Here is a 17,875-nt window from a genome sequence, read left to right as displayed (position 1 = left end):
TTTGCGAAGACTCGCAGTTGGCGATTTTTGCCAAACTGCTCCCTGGGGTGATGGGTCCTGGCTTTCGCCAGGACGACATTGAGGGAGCAGCGGCACTTAACTCGCCAGATACCGCTCGTAGCTCCCCGTCACCGGCTCGCTCGCGTCCACCTCCGGATCGAGCGTGTAGAGATCCTGTGCGCGGCCGATGCCGCGCAGCGCGTAGCGGCCGGTGGAGACGAGGTAGCGGCGGCCGGCGGCATCGAGGCCCTTGTAGAATTCCGCCGAGGCCAGCAGCTCGCGATCGACCGAACGGCTCATCGAGGCAATGCGACTGACCTCGTTCACGGTCGGACCGACCACAGTGAAATCAAGCCGGTCCTCGCTGCCGATATTGCCGTAGAAGACTTCGCCGACATGCAGGCCAATATAGGCGGACGTGGTGGGACGGCCCTCGGCGCCCCGCCGCAGATTGAGCGCTGCAACGTTCTTGCGGAATAGATGCTCGGCGCGCAGCGCCGCGCGCCGAGCATGCGCCATGTCTTCACCGGTGAACATCGCGAGCACGCCGTCGCCGATCAGCTTCAGCACGTCGCCGCCGGCGTCGTGGATCGCATCGATCACGGCCTGCGCATAGTCGTTGAGGAACGGGATGATCTCGTCCGGGCCGATGCTCTCGCTGATTCCGGTCGAGCCGCGCAGATCCGAATACCAGAGCACGGCGTTGATGCGCTCTGTGACGCCGCGCGAGATACGTCCGCTCAAGACCTGCTCTGACGCGTCGCGGCCGAGATAGACGCGACCGAGCGTGCGCGCGATGTCGACCTGCTGCGCCGACTTGATCGCGAGCCCCAGCACCGGCACGAGGTCGCGCAGCGCTGCGAGCTCGGCGTCGGCGAAGCCGCTGTCGCGTCGCGTCGTCCAGGAGGAGTAGAGGCAGTCCATCTGCCCGAGCGCTCCGGTCTCCCCGAAGCGATGCACAAAGGCCAGGAAATGGCGATGACCCGTTTCGGCGAGCTCGCCGATCTGCGAGAAATCGAGCGAGGGCGCGTCGGCGAGGTCGATCACCATCTCGTCGTGACCATGCTCGAGCAAATGATAGAACACCGACCGGCGCCAATTGTTGGCCGCGTCGCCCTCGGCCGTCGAGCCGTATTCGACCACGTCGCTCTCGTTGCTCGGCGTATCGCTCCAGCGGAAGGCGCGACCCTCGTAGATCGGGTGCAGCGTATCGATGACGACAAGCCCACGCGAGAGTTCCAGCCCCTCGGCGCGGCAGCGCTCGCAGAAGCCGCGCAGCAGTTCGGGTTCGGACAGGCCGGTGAGCCCCTGGCCGGCCAACCAGTTCATCAGCGCAAGTCGCGAGGTCAATTGCATGCGCCATTATGCCGTGCATTCGTGACGAGCGAAAGGCGTGGCGCGGAGCTCGCGGCCAAGGCTCCCGCCAGCGGCCAAGGCTCCCACCCGCGGCAGGTCGCATATGTCGCGGACGCTGTTGACGCGCTCCCGCCTCGGGCGGCAAATGCGAATGATGACACTGCCGATCAGAAATACGGGGATATGAGCCAGCGCCAGCTTCCGATCATTCTGGCGCTCGGTACCACGCAGACCCTGGCCTGGGCCTCGAGCTACTATCTGCCGGCCCTGCTCGCCGATCCCATGGCGCGCGATCTCGGCATTTCCTCCAACTGGGTGTTTGGCGCGTTCTCGGCTTCGCTGGTGATCTCGGCGCTGCTCGGCCCGCGCATCGGGCGACAGATCGATCTGGTCGGCGGCCGGCAGGTCCTCTCGGTGTCGAACCTGACGATCGCCGCCGGCCTCGTTCTGCTCGGCCTCTCGCAATCGGTGGCGGTGATGGCGATGGCCTGGCTCGTGCTCGGCATCGGCATGGCGATGGGGCTTTACGACGCTGCCTTCGCCGCGCTCGGCCGCATCTACGGCACCGAGGCGCGCAGGCCGATCACCGGCATCACGCTGATGGCGGGCTTTGCATCGACCGTCGGCTGGCCGCTCACCGCCTGGGGGCTTGCCCATATCGGCTGGCGCGAGACCTGCTTCGCCTGGGCCGCCGCCAATATCCTGATCGGCCTGCCGCTCAACTTCTTCTTGCTGCCGACCATCAAGGGCGCCAGGCAGGCCGCGGCGACAGCAGAGAAGCCGCATCTGCCGCTCGACCGCACCATGATCCTGCTCGCGTTCGTCTTCGCAGCGGTCTGGACTGTCACTGGCGCGATGGCCGCGCATTTTCCGCGCATCCTGGAGACCACAGGCGCGACGCCGGTCGAGGCGATCGCGGCCGGAGCGCTGATCGGCCCCGCGCAAGTCGCCGCGCGGGTTCTGGAAGCAGGCTTCCTCAGTCGCTTTCATCCGCTATGGTCGACGCGGCTCGCCTGCCTCACCCACCCCATCGGCGCGGTGGTCGTGGCCATCTTCGGCGGCGCCGCGGCCAGTGCGTTTGCGCTGTTCCACGGCTCCGGCAACGGCATCCTGACCATCGCGCGCGGCACGCTGCCGCTGTCGATCTTCGGCCCCAAGGATTTCGGCTATCGCCTCGGCATCATCGGCGCGCCGGCACGGATGGCGCAGGCGGTGGCGCCGCTGGCCTTCGGCCTGCTCATCGACGTCATGGGGGCCAAGGTGCTGATCGTCTCCTCGGCGCTCAGCCTCTCGGCGCTGGCCGCGCTGTTCATGATCCGCGCGCAACCGCGGCCGGATTGACCGGGCGGGAGCTTTCGCGCACAAGCGGAGCATGACCGAAGACACGCGCCCACCCCGCACATTCAAAGGCCTCCTGCGCTGGGCGACCACGCCGCCGCAGGCCTGGGGCGTCTATCTCCTCGCCATCATCCTGGTCTGGCTGATCTCCTTCTACGCCGGCTCGCTGAAGCCGAAGAAGATGCCGGACGCGAGCCCGCCCGCCGTGAGCGCACCGAAAGGCTAGCCGCGTCAGTCGTAAAACTCCGGCGACATCTTCTGGCTGGCGCGCTGGACCTTGTCGTGGTTGATCCAGAGCTGCGCCTTCTCCTTGCTGAGCGTGTCGGCGATCTTCTGCATCGAGGCCGCGCTCTGGTCCTTGTTGGCGTTCATGCTGGGCACGCGGCGGTTGTCCCAATTGTCTTTGAAGTGCACGGCGTCGCCGGACAGCACCACGGCACCGGTCTTCGGCAGCTTCACCAGCAGCGATTGGTGTCCCGGCGTATGGCCGGGCGTCGACAGGATGGTCACGCTGCCGTCGCCGAACACGTCCTTGTCGCCCGCAAGCAGCTCGACCGGATGTGACGGCTTGAATCGCGGCTCGTTGTTGGCGCCGGGCCAGTCATACTCGGCCTTCTGCACGTAGAGCATGGCCTGCGGGAACAGCTCGACATTGCCGGTGTGGTCGGGATGGGTGTGCGAGACGGCCATCATCTTGACGTCACCGGGCTTGAGGCCGAGCTGTTCGAGTTGGGCGGCAAGCGTCTTCGGCCGGCGCCAGGCCACGGCCTTGGGATCGGCCGGCGCAAGGCCGTTCGGCATCGCGGCGACTGCGTCGGCGATGCCGGTGTCCCACAGGAGCCAGCCCTTGGCGTGCTTGACGAGATAGCAGCTGTCGACGAACTCCATCGTCTTGCCCTCGTTGAGGCCGGGCGTCCAGCGCGAGATGTCGCCGGCGGTGCCCTCGCCGCAATTGAGGACGTAGAGCCTTTCGACACCGGTCTTTTCCGATTGCGCCAGCGCCGCATGGCCGGACAGAACGAGAGCAGCGGCGGCGACAGCGAGCGTGATCCTTGGGGTCATTCGTTCCTCCCTAGCAGCCATTGTCGGCTGTGACCGAGGATCAACCCCGGCCCGTTCGCAGAATTCCCGCAAACCGCTTCAATGCGGGCAAGTCTCGACCTCGACCGTGACGTGGCTCAGCCGCTTCAACCCGGCGAGCCGCCTCTTGTAGACGGCCGGTTGCTTCGGCTGGTCCGACACCACGGAGAGCAGCACGGCGCAATGGCCGGGGCCGACCTGCCAGAGATGCAGATCGGTGACGCGGTCGTCGCCAACCTCCATCCGCGCCCGGATCACACGCTCCAGCTTCTCGTCGGCGCGCACGTCGAGCAGCACCGCGCCCGATGTCTTGATCAGGCCGAACGCCCAGCTTGCGATCACGGCACTGCCGATCAGGCCGACCGCGGGATCGGCCCAGGCCCATCCCGAATACATGGCGACCACGAGCGCGGCGATCGCCAGCACCGAGGTCGCCGCGTCCGCCATGACGTGGACATAGGCGGCGCGGAGATTGTTGTCGTGGTGGTGGTGACGATGATCGTGGTCATGATCATCGTGATCATCATGCGCATGACCGTGGTGGTGGTGATCGTGGCTGTCGCGGAGCAGCCAGGCACTGGCGAGATTGACGCACAGGCCGAGGGCAGCGACCACGATGGCCTCGCCATAGACGATCGGCACCGGATTGATCAGGCGCAGCACGCTCTCATAGGCGATCTCGACCGCGATCAGGCCGAGGATGATCGCGCTGGCGAAGGCGGCGAGATCACCGAATTTGCCGGTGCCGAAGCTGAAATGCGAGCTCCCAAGGTGCCGCCGCGCAAAGCGATACGCGAACGCCGCAATCCCCAGCGCCGCCGCATGCGTGCCCATGTGCCAGCCGTCGGCGAGCAGTGCCATCGACCCGAACATCGAGCCGGCGACGATCTCGCCGACCATCATGACCAGCGTCAGGATGACGACGAGCCAGGTGCGCCGCTCGTTCTCGTCGTGCTTCTCGCCCAGAAAGGCGTGGTCATGGGTCCATTGTTCGATGGAATGGGAGTGCATCGAGAAATTCTCCGCAAGATCTGGTCCGTTGACCCCCAATATAGACCTGCGGGGTCGCCGGACAAATCCGGCGCAACGAGCCGATTGACAGATAGGTGCTGTTTCGATGTAATGAAGTGTATGGGGATTTGAGCGATCTCCCCACGAGGCGACATGCCCAAGTATCGCGTCCCGTTGTTTTTCACGAGGGCGCATCATGTCTTCCTACACGACGATATCATCTGAAAAAATGGCACGGCTGATCGGCACGGCGAATGCGCCTGTCCTGATCGACGTGCGCACCGACGAGGATTTTGCCGCCGACCGGCGGCTGATCCCGGGTTCGATCAAGCTCAGCCACGACAATGTTCCGGAATGGGGCGGCCAATTCGCCGGCCGTTCCGCGATCGTCTCGTGCTTGCGCGGCGAAAAGCTCGCGCAGGGCACAGCGGCGTGGCTCAGGCAGCTCGGCGTGCAAGCCGAGACGCTGGAGGGCGGCTTCGAAGGCTGGAAGGCGGCAAAGCTGCCGCTGCTCGATACCCGCAAGCTGCCGCCGCGCGACGCCAAGGGACGCACCGTCTGGGTGACGCGGGCGCGGCCAAAGGTCGACCGCATCGCCTGCCCCTGGCTGATCCGACGCTTCGTCGATCCCACGGCCGTCTTCCTGTTCGTGGCGCCTTCGGAAGTGGTGGCGGTCGGGCAACGCTTCAACGCAGCCCCGTTCGACATCGAGAACGTGTTCTGGAGCCACCGTGGCGAGCTCTGCACCTTCGATGTAATGATCGAGGAGTTCGGGATTGCCGCGCCTGCGCTGCTCCGGCTCGCAACGCTGGTGCGCGGCGCCGACACCGGGCGCTCCGACCTCGCCCCTGAGGCCCCCGGCCTGCTCGCGGCTTCGCTCGGGCTGTCGCGGATGTATGATGACGATCTCGAACAGCTCGAGGCCGGCATGCTGCTCTACGACGCCTTCTATCGTTGGTGCCGCGACGCGACGTCTGAGACCCACAACTGGCCGACCAACAAGGCGAAGGCTTGATGGATACCCGTACGACCGAAACAGGAGCTGATACCGGTCACGGCGTCAGCTTCAGTGAAGCCTTTCGCGTCTGGCTCCGTGTCGCCTGCCTGAGTTTTGGCGGGCCCGCGGGCCAGATCGCGGTGATGCACCGCATCCTGGTCGAGGAGAAGAACTGGATCTCGGAAGCCCGTTTCCTCCATGCGCTGAACTACTGCATGCTCTTGCCGGGCCCGGAGGCACAGCAGCTCGCGACCTATGTCGGCTGGCTGATGCATCGCACCGCCGGCGGGCTGATGGCGGGCGGGCTGTTCATCCTGCCCGGCATCATCGCCATCATGGGCCTGAGCTATGTCTACGCCGCCTTCGGCAATGTCAGCTTCGTCGAGGCGCTGTTCTTCGGGCTGAAGGCCGCCGTGCTCGCCATCGTCGTCGAGGCCGTGGTGCGCGTCGGCAAGCGCGCGCTGAAGAACCGCGTCATGATCGCGCTTGCCGCGATCGCCTTCGTCGCGATTTTCTTCTTCGCGATCCCCTTCCCGGTCATCATCATCGCCGCAGGCATCATCGGATATATCGGCGCAAAACAGGGCCGTCCGGAATTCGCGCCGGCCGGTCACGGCCCTGGCGGCAGCAGCGCCGTGATCGACAGCATGCTCGGCGACGCTGTGCCCGAGCATGTCCGCCCCAACACCACGCGCACGATTCGCGTCGGCGCGTTGTGGCTGGCGCTCTGGCTGGTGCCGGTGATCGCGCTGTTGCTCGCTGTCGGACAGGACAATGTCTTCAGTCACATCGCGCTGTTCTTCTCAAAAATGGCGCTGGTCACCTTCGGTGGCGCCTATGCGGTGCTGGCCTATGTCGCCCAGCAGGCGGTCGAGCATTATCACTGGCTCAAGCCGCACGAGATGCTCGACGGCCTCGGCATGGCCGAGACCACGCCCGGCCCTTTGATCATGGTGCTCCAGTTCGTGGGCTTCATGGCCGCCTACCGCGACGCCAGCGGGCTGTCGCCGATGCTCGCGGCTACGCTCGGCGGATTGCTCGCAACCTGGGTCACCTTCACGCCCTGCTTCCTCTGGATTTTCGTAGGCGCCCCTTACGTTGAACGGCTGCGCGGCAACAAGGGCCTCGGCGGTGCGCTCAGCGCGATCACGGCCGCCGTCGTCGGCGTGATCCTCAACCTCTCGATCTGGTTCGCGCTGCACACGCTGTTCCGCGAGACCGTGCCGGTGCACGCGTTTCCGTTTGCCTTCGACATGCCGGTCCTGACCAGCGTCGATATCCCCGCGCTCGCGCTGTCGATCGCTGCCGCAACCGCGATCTTCCGCTTCAAGCTCGGCATGCTGACGGTGCTCGCCGGTTCGTGTACCGCTGGCGTGGCGCTGCGGCTGGCGGGGGTGATCTAGGACGCGAACTCAGTGGTTCGTTGCGTCCCGGTTTGCCAATGGAAGGCGTCACTAAGCCGTCAGGTTTGCATGGCGGCTATAGGCCAAGGGGGGCTTCCCTACGAATCCCCAGGACCTTGAGCTCAGTTTCTTGGCGCCTGAATTTCGGTGACGACCGATGCTTCACACCCCCTTGTCGCTGAACGCGGCGGGAAGCGTGGCGAGGAACGACATGACGCGCTGTGTGCGCAGCGGCGGGCGGCGGTCGGAGGTGCGCAGCATCCATAGGGGTTCCCCGGACGCGCGCCAGGGCGCAAGCACTTCGACCAGCCGGCCGGCGCGAAGGTCTTCGTCGACGAGCCACGTTGGCCCCCAGCCGATGCCGAACCCATTCGCGATCAAGGCGAGCGAAGCGTGCGCGTCGTCGCAAATGTGCTTGGGTTTGGGCGTGATGCGAATGGGTCCTTTGCCGCGCGGGTCGGCGAAGCGCCAGGTCAGGATCTGACCGCTCGCGGGATTCCGGAAGCCGACGTGGTCGTGCGCGGAAAGCTCGTATGGAGTAGCCGGCGCGCCGCGCGCGTTCAGATAGGCAGGCGAGGCGCAAGCGATCCAGGAGAACGTGCACAGCCGCCGCGCCTGATGGCCGGGCGCGCGGTCGAGGGGCCCTGAGCGGATCGCGATGTCGACGCCTTCCGCCGCGAGATCGAGAATCTCGTTGCGGAATTTGACCTCGATCTCGATTTCCGGCCGTTCCCGCAGGAACGCGGGCAGTCGCGGCAGGATGCAGGCGCGCGCGAATGAGGCGGGGGCGGTCACGCGCACGCGTCCGCCATCGTCGCCCGAGACTTCGCCGAGCGCGGATTGGACATGGGCGAGACTTTCGACCAACGCGCGTCCCGCCGCCATCAGCCTGTCGCCTTCTTCGGTCAGCGCCAACGAATGGGTGGAGCGATGCAAGAGCCGCAACCCGCGAGCCTTTTCAAAGCGGGCGACCGCCTTGGACATTGCCGAGGTGGTCGTCCCCGCCCGCCGCGCGGCTTCGGCAAAGGAGCCCGCCTCGACGACGCGGACGAAGGCGAGGAGACGAGAGAGGTCGGGAGGTAAAGTCGTTGTGGACATGCAGTCCACATAGTCATGGCTGCATGGTCACTACAAGAGCCCTGCCTGAACGGCTAAACAGTAAGCGTCAGCCCGCATTCTGCGGCGCTGGAAACGCGGGAAGTCCCATGAACCCCATCGAAATCACCCTGCAAGCCCTTGACGCCGCCGAGCGCGCGATTCCACCCGGCCAGCCGGTTTATATGCTCAATCTGCTGCGCTACCGCGCGTTTGCGCGTTACGAGGACGGATTCGACGCCGCGCCCTGCTCGGGCCGCGAAGCCTTCCATGAACGCTACAGGCCGGCATTCCGGCGTCTCGCGGCCGGTAAGCCGCTCGTGCGGATGTTTTCCGGGCCGGTCCTAACGAGCCTCGTCGGCTCGCCAGGCGAACGCTGGGACGAAGCGGCGATCAATGAATACGGCGATTTCGCCACCTTCCGCTCGATCGTCGACACCGAGATTTACCGGCGCGAAGCCGCCCCGCATCGGCACGCGGCGCTCGAGGATTTCCGGCTGTTCGCGCTCGCGAAGGCGATGTGAACGCATCGAGGCGACTGCCTCTGCATTCGCCTTGACGGAGCTTATCTGGAATTTGTCCTTGAGCACCTCCCCGTGCCCGTCGGGCAAAACAGCCGCGATCACTTCCGCCACATCGCCTGTCAAGCCCACCTCGCAAAATATTCCACTTTACCGAAATTCGGATTTGACGTACAAGCGGCACACCCTGGCCCGAGACAAGGGGCGGATCGCGATCGTCACGAACCGCGGGCTGGGCAGCGATGGACGCGACGGCGTCGGGCATAACAGGCATTGCAGGGCGGCTTCGGCTGTGAGCAATGGCCTTCGTGCCTACGACACGATGCCGACAGCGCCTTCGCATGGCTTCGGGTGTGAGCACACGCCAGCACTCGAAGCGACATGCGAAGACGTGCGCGGACGAACAAGTCGTGTGGTCCTGACGCCCGGGGTCTGTGCGTCAAGTCCTGCAGTGATGTGGCGGCCCAACCGGGCGCGCGCATCAGTCATCTGCAGGACGACGGGGGCAATAGTGCATCGCTCCCCGAGGAGAGCACGAAGGACACGTTAAAACCATCGCGCAGGGAAGGCCGGGCGATCCGGCGAACCTGTGGTCCACCCCGTGTGCATTTCTATCGCGCACGGACCTGCGGGTGCCAGCCGGCGCCCGGCCTTCCCTGCGCCCTTGTCTCAACAAGGGCAATGCGACGACGCAAAACTCGGGCGGAAGCAGCCGCGAGATCGCGAACTCTCGTCCGCTGTTTGAAGTGTGGATCGGCGCGACAGTAGGTCCTAGCCCTATTCTCACTGTCATCGCCCGCGAAGGCGGGCGATCCAGTACTCCGAGACAGTCGCGATCGAGAAGAGAGGCCGCGGCGGACTGGATGCCCCGGTCGAGCCGAGGCATGAAACCGTCGTTGTCGCTCTACCTCATCATCATCCGCGCAATCGCTTCCCCAATCACCACCGTCGTGAAGTGGGTGTTGGCCCGGCAATCCGACGGCATGATCGAGGCGTCGGCGACGCGCAGGCCCGCGATGCCCTTCACCGTACCATCAGGATTGACCACGCCGTCGGCGTCGTTGACGCCGGTCATCCGGCAACTACCGGCGGCGTGCTGGATGTCGCCGGTCTCACGGCGCAGCAGCGCATCGAGTTCATTCTCCGGCAGCGCAGCGGCTTGCTGCAGCGTCAGATCGGTGTCGGCGAGCCGGATCCAGTCGGCGATGCCTGACAGCGCCGGCTGGGAGGTGATCACGGCCAGCCGCTTCACCGCATCCATCATGCGCAGCATGTCGCGGGGATCGGCCAGCATGTTTTCCTCGACGACCGGATCGATCGCGGGGTCGGTCGAGGTCAGCTTGAGCGTGCCACGAGAATACGCGTTGAACAGCCCGGCGCCGATCGCGCCCGGCACACCGATGCCGCGGTGGTTGAAGGCGATCAGGATCATGTCGCGCTTGCCGCCGTCGGCGAGGCCCGAGGAATAGGTCACGCAGCAATTGGTATGACGCGTGTCCGGATCGGTGGGCCGCAGATTTTCGTGGAGCTGGATCGTGGCGCGAAACAGCGGGTGGTCGAAGAAGTGACGGCCGACCGGCAGGTCGCGCTCGACCGCGATCCCCATCGCCTGCAGCTCACCGGCCGGTCCAAGGCCCGAGCGCAACAGGATCGCCGGACTGTGGATGGCGCCGGCGCACAGCACGATCTGGCGCGCGCTGATCTCGTGGGTGCCCTGCCCCTCGATGTGAACACGGAGGCCGGTCGCCCGACCATCGCGGATCAGCACGCGATCGACCAGCGCATGCCCGCGAATTTCCAGATTGGCGCGGCTGCGCGCGGGCTCCAGATAGCCCTCGTTGGTCGTGATGCGGCGGCTGTCGCGGCTGTTGATGGGATAGCAGGCGACGCCCTCGCCATCAGGGCCGTTAACGTCGGCGCACCAAGGATAGCCGCTCGCCAGCGCCGCATCGCGCAAGCCGCGATCGATCGGTCCCCATTTCTCGGGCGGCGCACGATAGACCGGCAGCGGTCCGCCGCGTCCGTGGCCGGCGGCGTCGCCGAATTCCAGATCATCCTCGATCACCGAGAACAACGGCATGACGTCCTTGGCGGACCAGCCGGTGCAGCCATTGGCGGCCCATTCGTCGAACGCATCGGCAACGCCGCGGATGGCGATCTGGCCGTTCATCATCGACGAGCCGCCGAGCCCCTTGCCGCGCCAGTAGAAGCGCGGCTCCTGCCCCGCCACACGGCGCGTCAGAAGATCCGGCCATTGCCATTTCTCCTGGTACTCGCGCTTGTGGATGATCGGGATCGGGTTCGGCGTCCTCACTTCCCAAGGCGCCTCGTCGGCGCGCCAGTCCAGACCGGCCTCGAGCAGCAGGACGCGCCGTGCGGCATCCTCCGAGAGCCGAGCCGCAACAGCGGCGCCGGCGGAGCCGCCGCCGACAACAATGACATCGTACATCGGGCTACTTCTCAAGATTCCAGAACACCGGGATGCCGGACGGTATCAGACCGCGCGCACCGGCGGAACCAGACTGTCGCCCGACTACCCGATCACCCTGCCGAACTTGTTCGACTTCGGGAATCCCTTCGGCGGCAGACGGCCGGCGTCGGCGCGGGAGCCTTTCCACTCGGCGAGCTCCTTCATAGTCGCGGAGAATTCGCGGCCGGCGGAGTCCTTCCAGGTCAGGCCCGTCTTGGCGTCGAACACGGCAATGTCGGAGAGGCCGCCGTCCTTGTACTTCTGCAGACGCACACCGCGACCGCGGGCCATCTCCGGCACCTGGTCGAGCGGGAAGATCAGCATCTTGCGATTCTCGCCGATCACCGCGACGGTGTCGCCGAGCACCTCGGTGACCGTGCGCGCCTCATTCGGCATGTCGACGTTGAGAACCTGCTTGCCCTTCTTGGTGGTGCCGACGCAATCGTCCTCGTTGACGACGAAGCCCTGGCCCTCGTGGCTCGCGACCAGGAATTTGCGCCCGCCCTTGTTGACGAACAGCGTGACCGGCGCGGCCTCCGGCTCGAGATCGATGAACTGGCGGATCGGCTCGCCATGACCGCGGCCGCCCGGAAGTTTTGCGACATCGAGCGAGTAGAACTTGCCGTTGGTGGCGAACAGCAGCAGCTTCGAGGTCGTCTCCGCGAAGAACGCGAACCCGAGCTTGTCGTCCTGCTTGAAGGCCAGCCCCGAGAGATCCTCGACATGGCCCTTGAGGGTGCGGATCCAGCCCTTGTCGGAGACGACCACCGTCACTGGCTCGCGCTCGACCAGGGCCTCCTCGATCGCGGCGAGATCATGCTCGGGCGCGTCCGCAAAGGTGGTGCGGCGCTTGCCGAGCGGGGTCTTCGGTCCGAACATGTCGCGGACCTTGCCGACCTGCTCGCCGACCTTCTTCCACTGCTCGGGCTCGGACGCCAGCAGTCCCTCGATGCCCTTCAGCTCCTTGCGAAGATCCTTGTCCTCGCTGCGGATCTCCATCTCCTCGAGCTTGCGCAGGCTTCGCAGCCGCATGTTGAGGATGGCTTCGGCCTGCACCTCGGTGAGCTTGAACGCCTTGATCAGCGCCGGCTTCGGCTCGTCCTCATTGCGGATGATCCTGATCACCTCGTCGATGTTCAGATAGGCAATCAGCAAGCCGCCGAGAATCTCCAGCCGGCGCTCGATCTCGGCCTTGCGATGGTTGGTGCGACGGATCAGCACGTCGCGCAGATGGTCGAGCCATTCGCGCAAGCACTCCGCGAGCCCCACGACCTTGGGAATGCGGCCCTTGATCAGCACGTTGAGGTTCAGCGGAATCTTGTTTTCGAGCTCGGTCAGCCGGAACAGCGATTCCATCATCAGCGCGGGATCGACGTTCTTCGACTTCGGCTCGATCACGATGCGGACGTCTTCGGCCGACTCGTCCCTGATATCGCCGACCAGCGGCAGCTTCTTCTGGTCGAGCAGCTCGGCGATCTTCTCGATCAGCCGCGATTTCTGCACCAGAAAGGGAATCTCGGTGACGACGACGACCCAGGTGCCGCGCGCGCCCTCTTCCTGCTCCCATCGGGAGCGGACGCGAAACGACCCGCGGCCGGTGGTGTAGGCTTCAGCGATCGCCTGCTTGGAATCGACGCAGATGCCGCCGGTCGGGAAATCCGGACCCTTGACCCATTTCAGCAGCGCCTTGGATTTCGCGTCGGGCTTCTCGATCAGATGCAGCGCGGCGTCGCAGAGTTCGGCCGCGTTGTGCGGCGGGATCGAGGTCGCCATGCCGACCGCGATACCCTGCGCGCCGTTGGCGAGCAGGTTCGGGAAGCCGCCGGGCAGCACGATCGGCTCTTTCGACTGACCATCGTAATTGGGACGGAATTCGACCCCGTCCTCGTCGATACCGTCGAGCAGAAGCCGCGCGACGTCGGTCATGCGCGCTTCGGTGTAGCGGTAGGCGGCGGGATTATCGCCGTCGATGTTGCCGAAATTGCCCTGGCCGTCGACCAGAGGGTAGCGCGAGGAAAAATCCTGGGCGAGACGCACCATGGCGTCGTAGATCGCCTGGTCGCCGTGCGGATGGAACGAGCCCATCACATCGCCGACGATTTTGGCGGATTTCTTGAACGCCGTGCCCGGGTCGAGCCGGAGCAGGCGCATGCCATAGAGAATGCGGCGGTGCACCGGCTTCAGGCCGTCGCGCGCATCCGGCAGCGCGCGGTGCATGATGGTGGAGAGCGCGTAGGCAAGATAGCGCTCTTCCAGCGCCTCACGCAGCGGCACCTCGTGAATTTCGGCCGGTTCCTCCGGCGGAATCAATCGTTTTCCCATGCCGCCCGGTTAAACCGTGGAAGCGAATCGGGCAAGGATCGATTGGTTCCCTGTGGGCGGCCTACTGGCCGGCCCAGCCTGCGGTGAAGGTCTGGGTGGGTTGGGCGTTTTTGGCCTGGGTGGTGGCGGGGGCATTGGTCAGACACCGCCGGGCCGTCTCGATCTCGGCCTCCGTCGCGCCTTTTGAGCGGGCCCAGGCCTCGGCTGCCGCAGCCGAATACTTGGCCACATAGAACCTGACGACGGTGCAGGAGGCACGGCGAAAAACGCCCGGCTGCTCACCCGCGAGGGCGTCCGGCGCCAGCGCGATCAGCGCTGCCGATATCACAAGTCCCTTGATCAGCATGAGCCTATCCCCGATTGGAACCCAAATTGGCAAGTCCGGGGAACCCAGTTTTGTTCCAGCAACGGCTGGCCCGCTGAGGCAACGCAGGGCCGCGCCAGGCTCATGGCGCGGGAATGGCGGCCTTTGCCTGCTGTCGAATCAGCGCGTTGATGAAGCCTGCCCGCGCGTCGGAATGGCCCTGCCCGCGCGGCTCCAGCACGTGACGCAGCAGGAAAAGGCCGGTCAGTCGAAAGCCGTCCTGGAGATCCTGATCGGTGAGGTCGCCCTGCACCTCGCCCTGGCGCAGGAACGGCGGCAGCCGCAACAGGCGGTCGCGCCACGGTTCGCCCGCCCCGCGCGACACCGCGCCGCCGGATTTGGGCGAGACGTAGATCAGGTCGTTGGTTTCTCCGGTCACGGCGCAGTTTTCCAGCGCCAGCCCGAAGCCGAGTTCGGTGAGCATTGCCAGTTCGAAATGGATCACGTGCACGGCCGCGCTGCCGATGTCGTCGAAATCGTCCAGCGAATGTTCGAGCAGCGCCAGGAGGTTTTCGTGCGGATCGCGCTCCGGCAGCAACCGCGCGATCGAGGCGAGATGGGTGATGCCGTAGACGCCGTGGGATGATCCCAGCAGCGTCGCCGCCCGCAGCTTGAGGCCCTCGATGGCATAGGTGCCGAGATGCTCATCGAGCCGCGCCCGCCACACCACGCTGAGGCTGTTGCCGGGCTGCAGCAGCGGCCGCATCCGCGAGCCGGCGCCGCCGCGGACGAGACCGAGATGGCGGCCGTGCGCGCGGGTCAGCAGCTCGACGATGGCGCTGCTCTCGCCATGCCGCCGCACCCCCAGCACGATGCCTTCGTCGGTCCATTCCATCGGTGAAGTCTAGCGGATTCCGGTCTTCAATCGTAGGGCGGATTGGCCGAAGGCCTAATCGGCCAATCGCGGATGCACTCCTGGAAGGTGAATTGCGCGCCGCCAATCCACCCGACACGGCCTCACGCGTTGAACCAGCCCTGCGCGTCGCCGCGGAATGAGAAATACAATCCCATCGCCGTCAGCACGCAGGAGACGATCTCGATGGCGCTGTCGAGTTCCATGCCCTTCTGGCCGATGATCTGGCCGAGCGAGATCACCGATAGCACGAGTGCTGCAGCCAGTACCCAGCGCGGCCAGTTCTTGCGCCCGCGCGCGGCCAGCCGGACGAAATAGACCAGCAGCAGGATCATGCCGCCGGCAAGCAGCGTCGACGTCATGATCATCTGTTCGGTCATCTCGGCATTCGGCGTGCGGTCCTGCACCGCCATCGACAAGGCATCCAGCATCAACGATGCATAGAGCAACGCTTCGAAGCGCCGTACGTTGCTGGGTACGCTCATCGCCAACCGATCTTTTCTTGGTTATTCTTTGGGAAATTCCAGGCCCATCTCGCGGTAGCGATCGGGATCGTCGCTCCAGTTCTCGCGCACCTTGACGAACAGGAACAGGTGCACCGGCACGCCCAGGATCTCGCCGATCTCCTTGCGCGAGTCCGCGCCGATCGACTTGATGGTGGCGCCGCCCGCGCCGAGCACGATCTTCCGCTGGCTCTCGCGCTCGACGAAAATCGTCTGCTCGATGCGCACCGACTTGTCCTTGCGCTCCTCCCACTTGTCGGTCTCGACGGTGGACTGGTAGGGCAATTCCTGGTGCAGCTTGCGAAAGATCTTCTCGCGGGTGATCTCGGCCGCAAGCTGCCGCATCGGCGCGTCCGACATCTGGTCTTCGGGATAGAGGAACGGCCCCGGCGGCACGATCTCGGCCAGCGTATGCCGGAGGTCGTCGACGCCGTCGCCGGAGATCGCCGCGATCATGAAGGTCTTTGCGAAGGCCATGCGCTCGTTGGCGGCCTGCGCCAGCGCCAGCAGCTTCTCGCGCTGGACCAGGTCGACCTTGTTGATGACCAAAATCTTCTCGTGCTTGACGCTGGCGACCTTGGTGAGGATCGCCTCGGCTTCCTCGTCGATGCCGGCCTTGGCATCCAGCAGCACGCAGACGAGGTCGGCGTCATGCGCGCCGCTCCAGGCGGTCGAGACCATGGCGCGGTCCAGCCGGCGCTTGGGCAGGAAGATGCCGGGCGTATCGACCAGGATGATCTGTGCGTTGTTCTCGATCACGATGCCGCGGATCAGCGCGCGCGTGGTCTGCACCTTGCGCGAAACGATCGTGACCTTGGCCCCGACCAGCGCATTGACCAGCGTGGATTTGCCGACGTTGGGCGCGCCGATCAGCGCGACGAAGCCGCAGCGCGTAGCAGTGGGCGCCTCGCCGCTTGCTTCAACCGTCATTGCCGCCGCCAACGCCTTCACGTTCAATCATCACTGAAGCTGCCACCTTCTCTGCCGCGCGCTTGCTGCCGCCGATGCCTTCCGCCGGAGCGAGTCCCGGAAGATCGACCGCGACGCGGAATTGCGGATCATGATGCGGGCCGGTGCGCTCGACTTCGCGATATACGGGCGTCGGCAATCCCTTGCCTTGCGCCCATTCCTGGAGAACGGTCTTGGGATCGCGCAAGGGACGTCGCGGCTTGTGCATGCGCTCCGTCCAGTTGCGCTTGACGAAATCGGCCGCCGCCGCGTAGCCGCCGTCGAGGAAGACGGCGCCGATCACGGCCTCGCAGATGTCGCCAAGTACGCTCTTGCGCAGGCGCGCGTCGGCGCTGGAGCCGACCGAGCCGAGCTTGATGTCGTCGAGCAGACCGAGCGACTTGGCGACATCGGCGCAGCTCTCCTTGCGCACCAGTTCGGCAAGTCGCTTGGACAGCTCGCCTTCGTCGGCGTTCGGGAAGGTGTGATAGAGCATGTCGGAGACGACGAGCCCGAGCACGTGGTCACCGAGGAATTCCAGCCGCTGATAGCTGTCGCCGCGCTTGCGCCCAGACTTCAGCGCGGAGACATGCGTGATGCCTTGCATCAAGAGGTTCGGATCGGCAAAGCTGTAGCCGATGCGTGCCTCGAGCCCCGCATTCGCATCCGAGCCCCTGACCTTGCTGCTCCGCACCCGCTTCTTCTTCGCAGGCGTCTTGTTTTCAGGCGTCTTGCTTTCAAGGCTCTTGGTCGCAGCTTCGCCGTCGGGGCCCGCTTGCGCCTCGGTCGGCAGGGTCGCGATGTCCTTGGCTTCGTCTTTCATCGGACGATTTTGAAGAAGCGATTCCAGCGCACCGCCCACGGCCAGCGCCAGAACATCCAGGCATGCTCGCCTTCGGCGATCGAGAAGAAGATCATCTGGGCGCGCCCGATCAAATTCTCCTTCGGCACGTAGCCGACCTGACCAAGGAAGCGGCTGTCGGTCGAGTTGTCGCGGTTGTCGCCCATCATGAAGAAATGGCCGGTCGGCACGGTGTAGACGTTGGTGTTGTCCACGTAGCCGTTGTCGGCACAGTCCAGCGTCTCGTAGGATACGCCATTCGGGAGCGTTTCCTTCCAGCGCTTCACCCGGGAGACGCCGCTGCCTTCGGCGCCGCAGGGGTCCTCGCCGACAAATTCGCTCATGCGCTGCCGCTCGACCGGCGTGTCGTTGATGTAGAGCAGCCCGTCCCGCATCTGGATGCGGTCGCCGGGAAGGCCGATCACGCGCTTGATGTAGTCGGTGGAATCGTCCTTCGGCAGGCGGAACACGACGATGTCGCCGCGGTTCGGGTCCGAGCCCCAGATCCGCCCCGAGAACAGCGGCGGCGAGAACGGGATCGAGTAGTGGCTGTATCCGTAGGAATATTTCGAGACGAACAGATAGTCGCCTACCAGCAGCGTCGCCTTCATCGAGCCGGATGGGATGTTGAACGGCTGGAACAGGAAGGTGCGGATCACCAGCGCAATCAGGAGAGCGTGGATCACGACCCGGATCGTTTCGCCGACGCCGCTCTCAGTTTTCGTTCCTGAAGTCACGCTCATTGCTCTCTCAATTCCGGCGGGCGGTCACAG

At 65.3% G+C, this 17,875-nt stretch carries 17 protein-coding genes; 5 read left to right on the top strand and 12 right to left on the bottom strand.

Annotated elements, in window-relative coordinates; translation table 11 throughout:
- Positions 1 to 96: 96 nt before the first annotated feature.
- Positions 97 to 1,356, bottom strand: coding sequence for an adenylate/guanylate cyclase domain-containing protein (locus tag AC0L2J_RS18850; RefSeq protein WP_473392975.1), 1,260 nt, complete (start codon positions 1,354 to 1,356; stop codon positions 97 to 99).
- 183 nt (positions 1,357 to 1,539) lie between these two features.
- Between AC0L2J_RS18850 and AC0L2J_RS18845 the strand changes: the two genes are divergently transcribed.
- Together AC0L2J_RS18845 and AC0L2J_RS18840 are read left to right on the top strand one after the other, a co-directional pair.
- Positions 1,540 to 2,697 (top strand): MFS transporter, encoded by a 1,158-nt coding sequence (locus AC0L2J_RS18845; protein WP_473247996.1) that lies wholly within the window; start codon positions 1,540 to 1,542, stop codon positions 2,695 to 2,697.
- Between the two features lie 31 nt (positions 2,698 to 2,728).
- Positions 2,729 to 2,920 (top strand): hypothetical protein, encoded by a 192-nt coding sequence (locus AC0L2J_RS18840; protein ID WP_473392971.1) that lies wholly within the window; start codon positions 2,729 to 2,731, stop codon positions 2,918 to 2,920.
- 5 nt (positions 2,921 to 2,925) lie between these two features.
- Here the strand turns inward: AC0L2J_RS18840 and AC0L2J_RS18835 are convergent, their stop codons facing one another.
- Together AC0L2J_RS18835 and dmeF are read right to left on the bottom strand one after the other, a co-directional pair.
- Positions 2,926 to 3,756 carry an N-acyl homoserine lactonase family protein gene (locus tag AC0L2J_RS18835; RefSeq protein ID WP_473392969.1) on the bottom strand — a complete coding sequence of 277 codons (831 nt, stop codon included), beginning with the start codon at positions 3,754 to 3,756 and terminating at the stop codon, positions 2,926 to 2,928.
- Positions 3,757 to 3,834: 78 nt separating this feature from the next.
- Positions 3,835 to 4,785: a CDF family Co(II)/Ni(II) efflux transporter DmeF gene (gene dmeF, locus AC0L2J_RS18830; RefSeq protein ID WP_473392967.1), complete on the bottom strand. Its 951-nt coding sequence runs from the start codon at positions 4,783 to 4,785 to the stop codon at positions 3,835 to 3,837.
- 196 nt (positions 4,786 to 4,981) lie between these two features.
- On the opposite strand from dmeF, the gene AC0L2J_RS18825 reads away from it, so the two are divergent.
- Both AC0L2J_RS18825 and chrA read left to right on the top strand, forming a co-directional pair.
- A complete protein-coding gene (locus AC0L2J_RS18825) occupies positions 4,982 to 5,800 on the top strand; it encodes a chromate resistance protein ChrB domain-containing protein (RefSeq protein WP_473392965.1) in 819 nt (272 codons plus the stop codon).
- Entirely contained in the window at positions 5,800 to 7,185 is a 1,386-nt protein-coding gene (gene chrA / locus AC0L2J_RS18820) for a chromate efflux transporter (protein ID WP_473392961.1), read from the top strand. Before AC0L2J_RS18825 ends, chrA begins: the two co-directional genes overlap by 1 nt.
- 162 nt (positions 7,186 to 7,347) lie before the next feature.
- On the opposite strand, the gene AC0L2J_RS18815 is transcribed toward chrA, so the two are convergent.
- Positions 7,348 to 8,283, bottom strand: coding sequence for a LysR family transcriptional regulator (locus tag AC0L2J_RS18815; protein ID WP_473392958.1), 936 nt, complete (start codon positions 8,281 to 8,283; stop codon positions 7,348 to 7,350).
- A 107-nt stretch (positions 8,284 to 8,390) separates the two neighbouring features.
- On the opposite strand from AC0L2J_RS18815, the gene AC0L2J_RS18810 reads away from it, so the two are divergent.
- Positions 8,391 to 8,804, top strand: a complete 414-nt coding sequence (locus tag AC0L2J_RS18810) for a hypothetical protein (RefSeq protein ID WP_007611147.1) — start codon at positions 8,391 to 8,393, stop codon at positions 8,802 to 8,804.
- 901 nt (positions 8,805 to 9,705) lie between these two features.
- Here the strand turns inward: AC0L2J_RS18810 and AC0L2J_RS18805 are convergent.
- From AC0L2J_RS18805 to lepB, 8 genes are all read right to left on the bottom strand, one after another.
- Positions 9,706 to 11,250, bottom strand: coding sequence for a GMC family oxidoreductase (locus AC0L2J_RS18805; protein WP_473392953.1), 1,545 nt, complete (start codon positions 11,248 to 11,250; stop codon positions 9,706 to 9,708).
- Positions 11,251 to 11,334: 84 nt separating this feature from the next.
- Positions 11,335 to 13,593, bottom strand: a complete 2,259-nt coding sequence (gene parC, locus AC0L2J_RS18800) for a DNA topoisomerase IV subunit A (RefSeq protein WP_007611158.1) — start codon at positions 13,591 to 13,593, stop codon at positions 11,335 to 11,337.
- A gap of 61 nt (positions 13,594 to 13,654) precedes the next feature.
- Positions 13,655 to 13,939 carry a hypothetical protein gene (locus tag AC0L2J_RS18795; protein WP_007611160.1) on the bottom strand — a complete coding sequence of 95 codons (285 nt, stop codon included), beginning with the start codon at positions 13,937 to 13,939 and terminating at the stop codon, positions 13,655 to 13,657.
- Between the two features lie 100 nt (positions 13,940 to 14,039).
- Positions 14,040 to 14,792 (bottom strand): DNA repair protein RecO, encoded by a 753-nt coding sequence (gene recO, locus AC0L2J_RS18790; protein WP_007611162.1) that lies wholly within the window; start codon positions 14,790 to 14,792, stop codon positions 14,040 to 14,042.
- 122 nt (positions 14,793 to 14,914) lie between these two features.
- On the bottom strand, positions 14,915 to 15,295 hold the full coding sequence (locus tag AC0L2J_RS18785) for a hypothetical protein (protein ID WP_007611164.1): 381 nt from the start codon (positions 15,293 to 15,295) through the stop codon (positions 14,915 to 14,917).
- A 21-nt stretch (positions 15,296 to 15,316) separates the two neighbouring features.
- On the bottom strand, positions 15,317 to 16,243 hold the full coding sequence (gene era, locus AC0L2J_RS18780; RefSeq protein ID WP_007611165.1) for a GTPase Era: 927 nt from the start codon (positions 16,241 to 16,243) through the stop codon (positions 15,317 to 15,319).
- Entirely contained in the window at positions 16,233 to 17,084 is an 852-nt protein-coding gene (gene rnc, locus AC0L2J_RS18775; RefSeq protein ID WP_007611172.1) for a ribonuclease III, read from the bottom strand. The genes era and rnc overlap by 11 nt, the downstream gene beginning before the upstream one ends.
- Positions 17,081 to 17,845, bottom strand: coding sequence for a signal peptidase I (lepB, locus tag AC0L2J_RS18770; protein WP_007611177.1), 765 nt, complete (start codon positions 17,843 to 17,845; stop codon positions 17,081 to 17,083). The genes rnc and lepB overlap by 4 nt, the downstream gene beginning before the upstream one ends.
- Positions 17,846 to 17,875: the final 30 nt, after the last annotated feature.

This window comes from Bradyrhizobium sp. MV1.5 (assembly GCF_055807615.1).
This window is presented reverse-complemented; position numbering and strand designations above follow the sequence as displayed.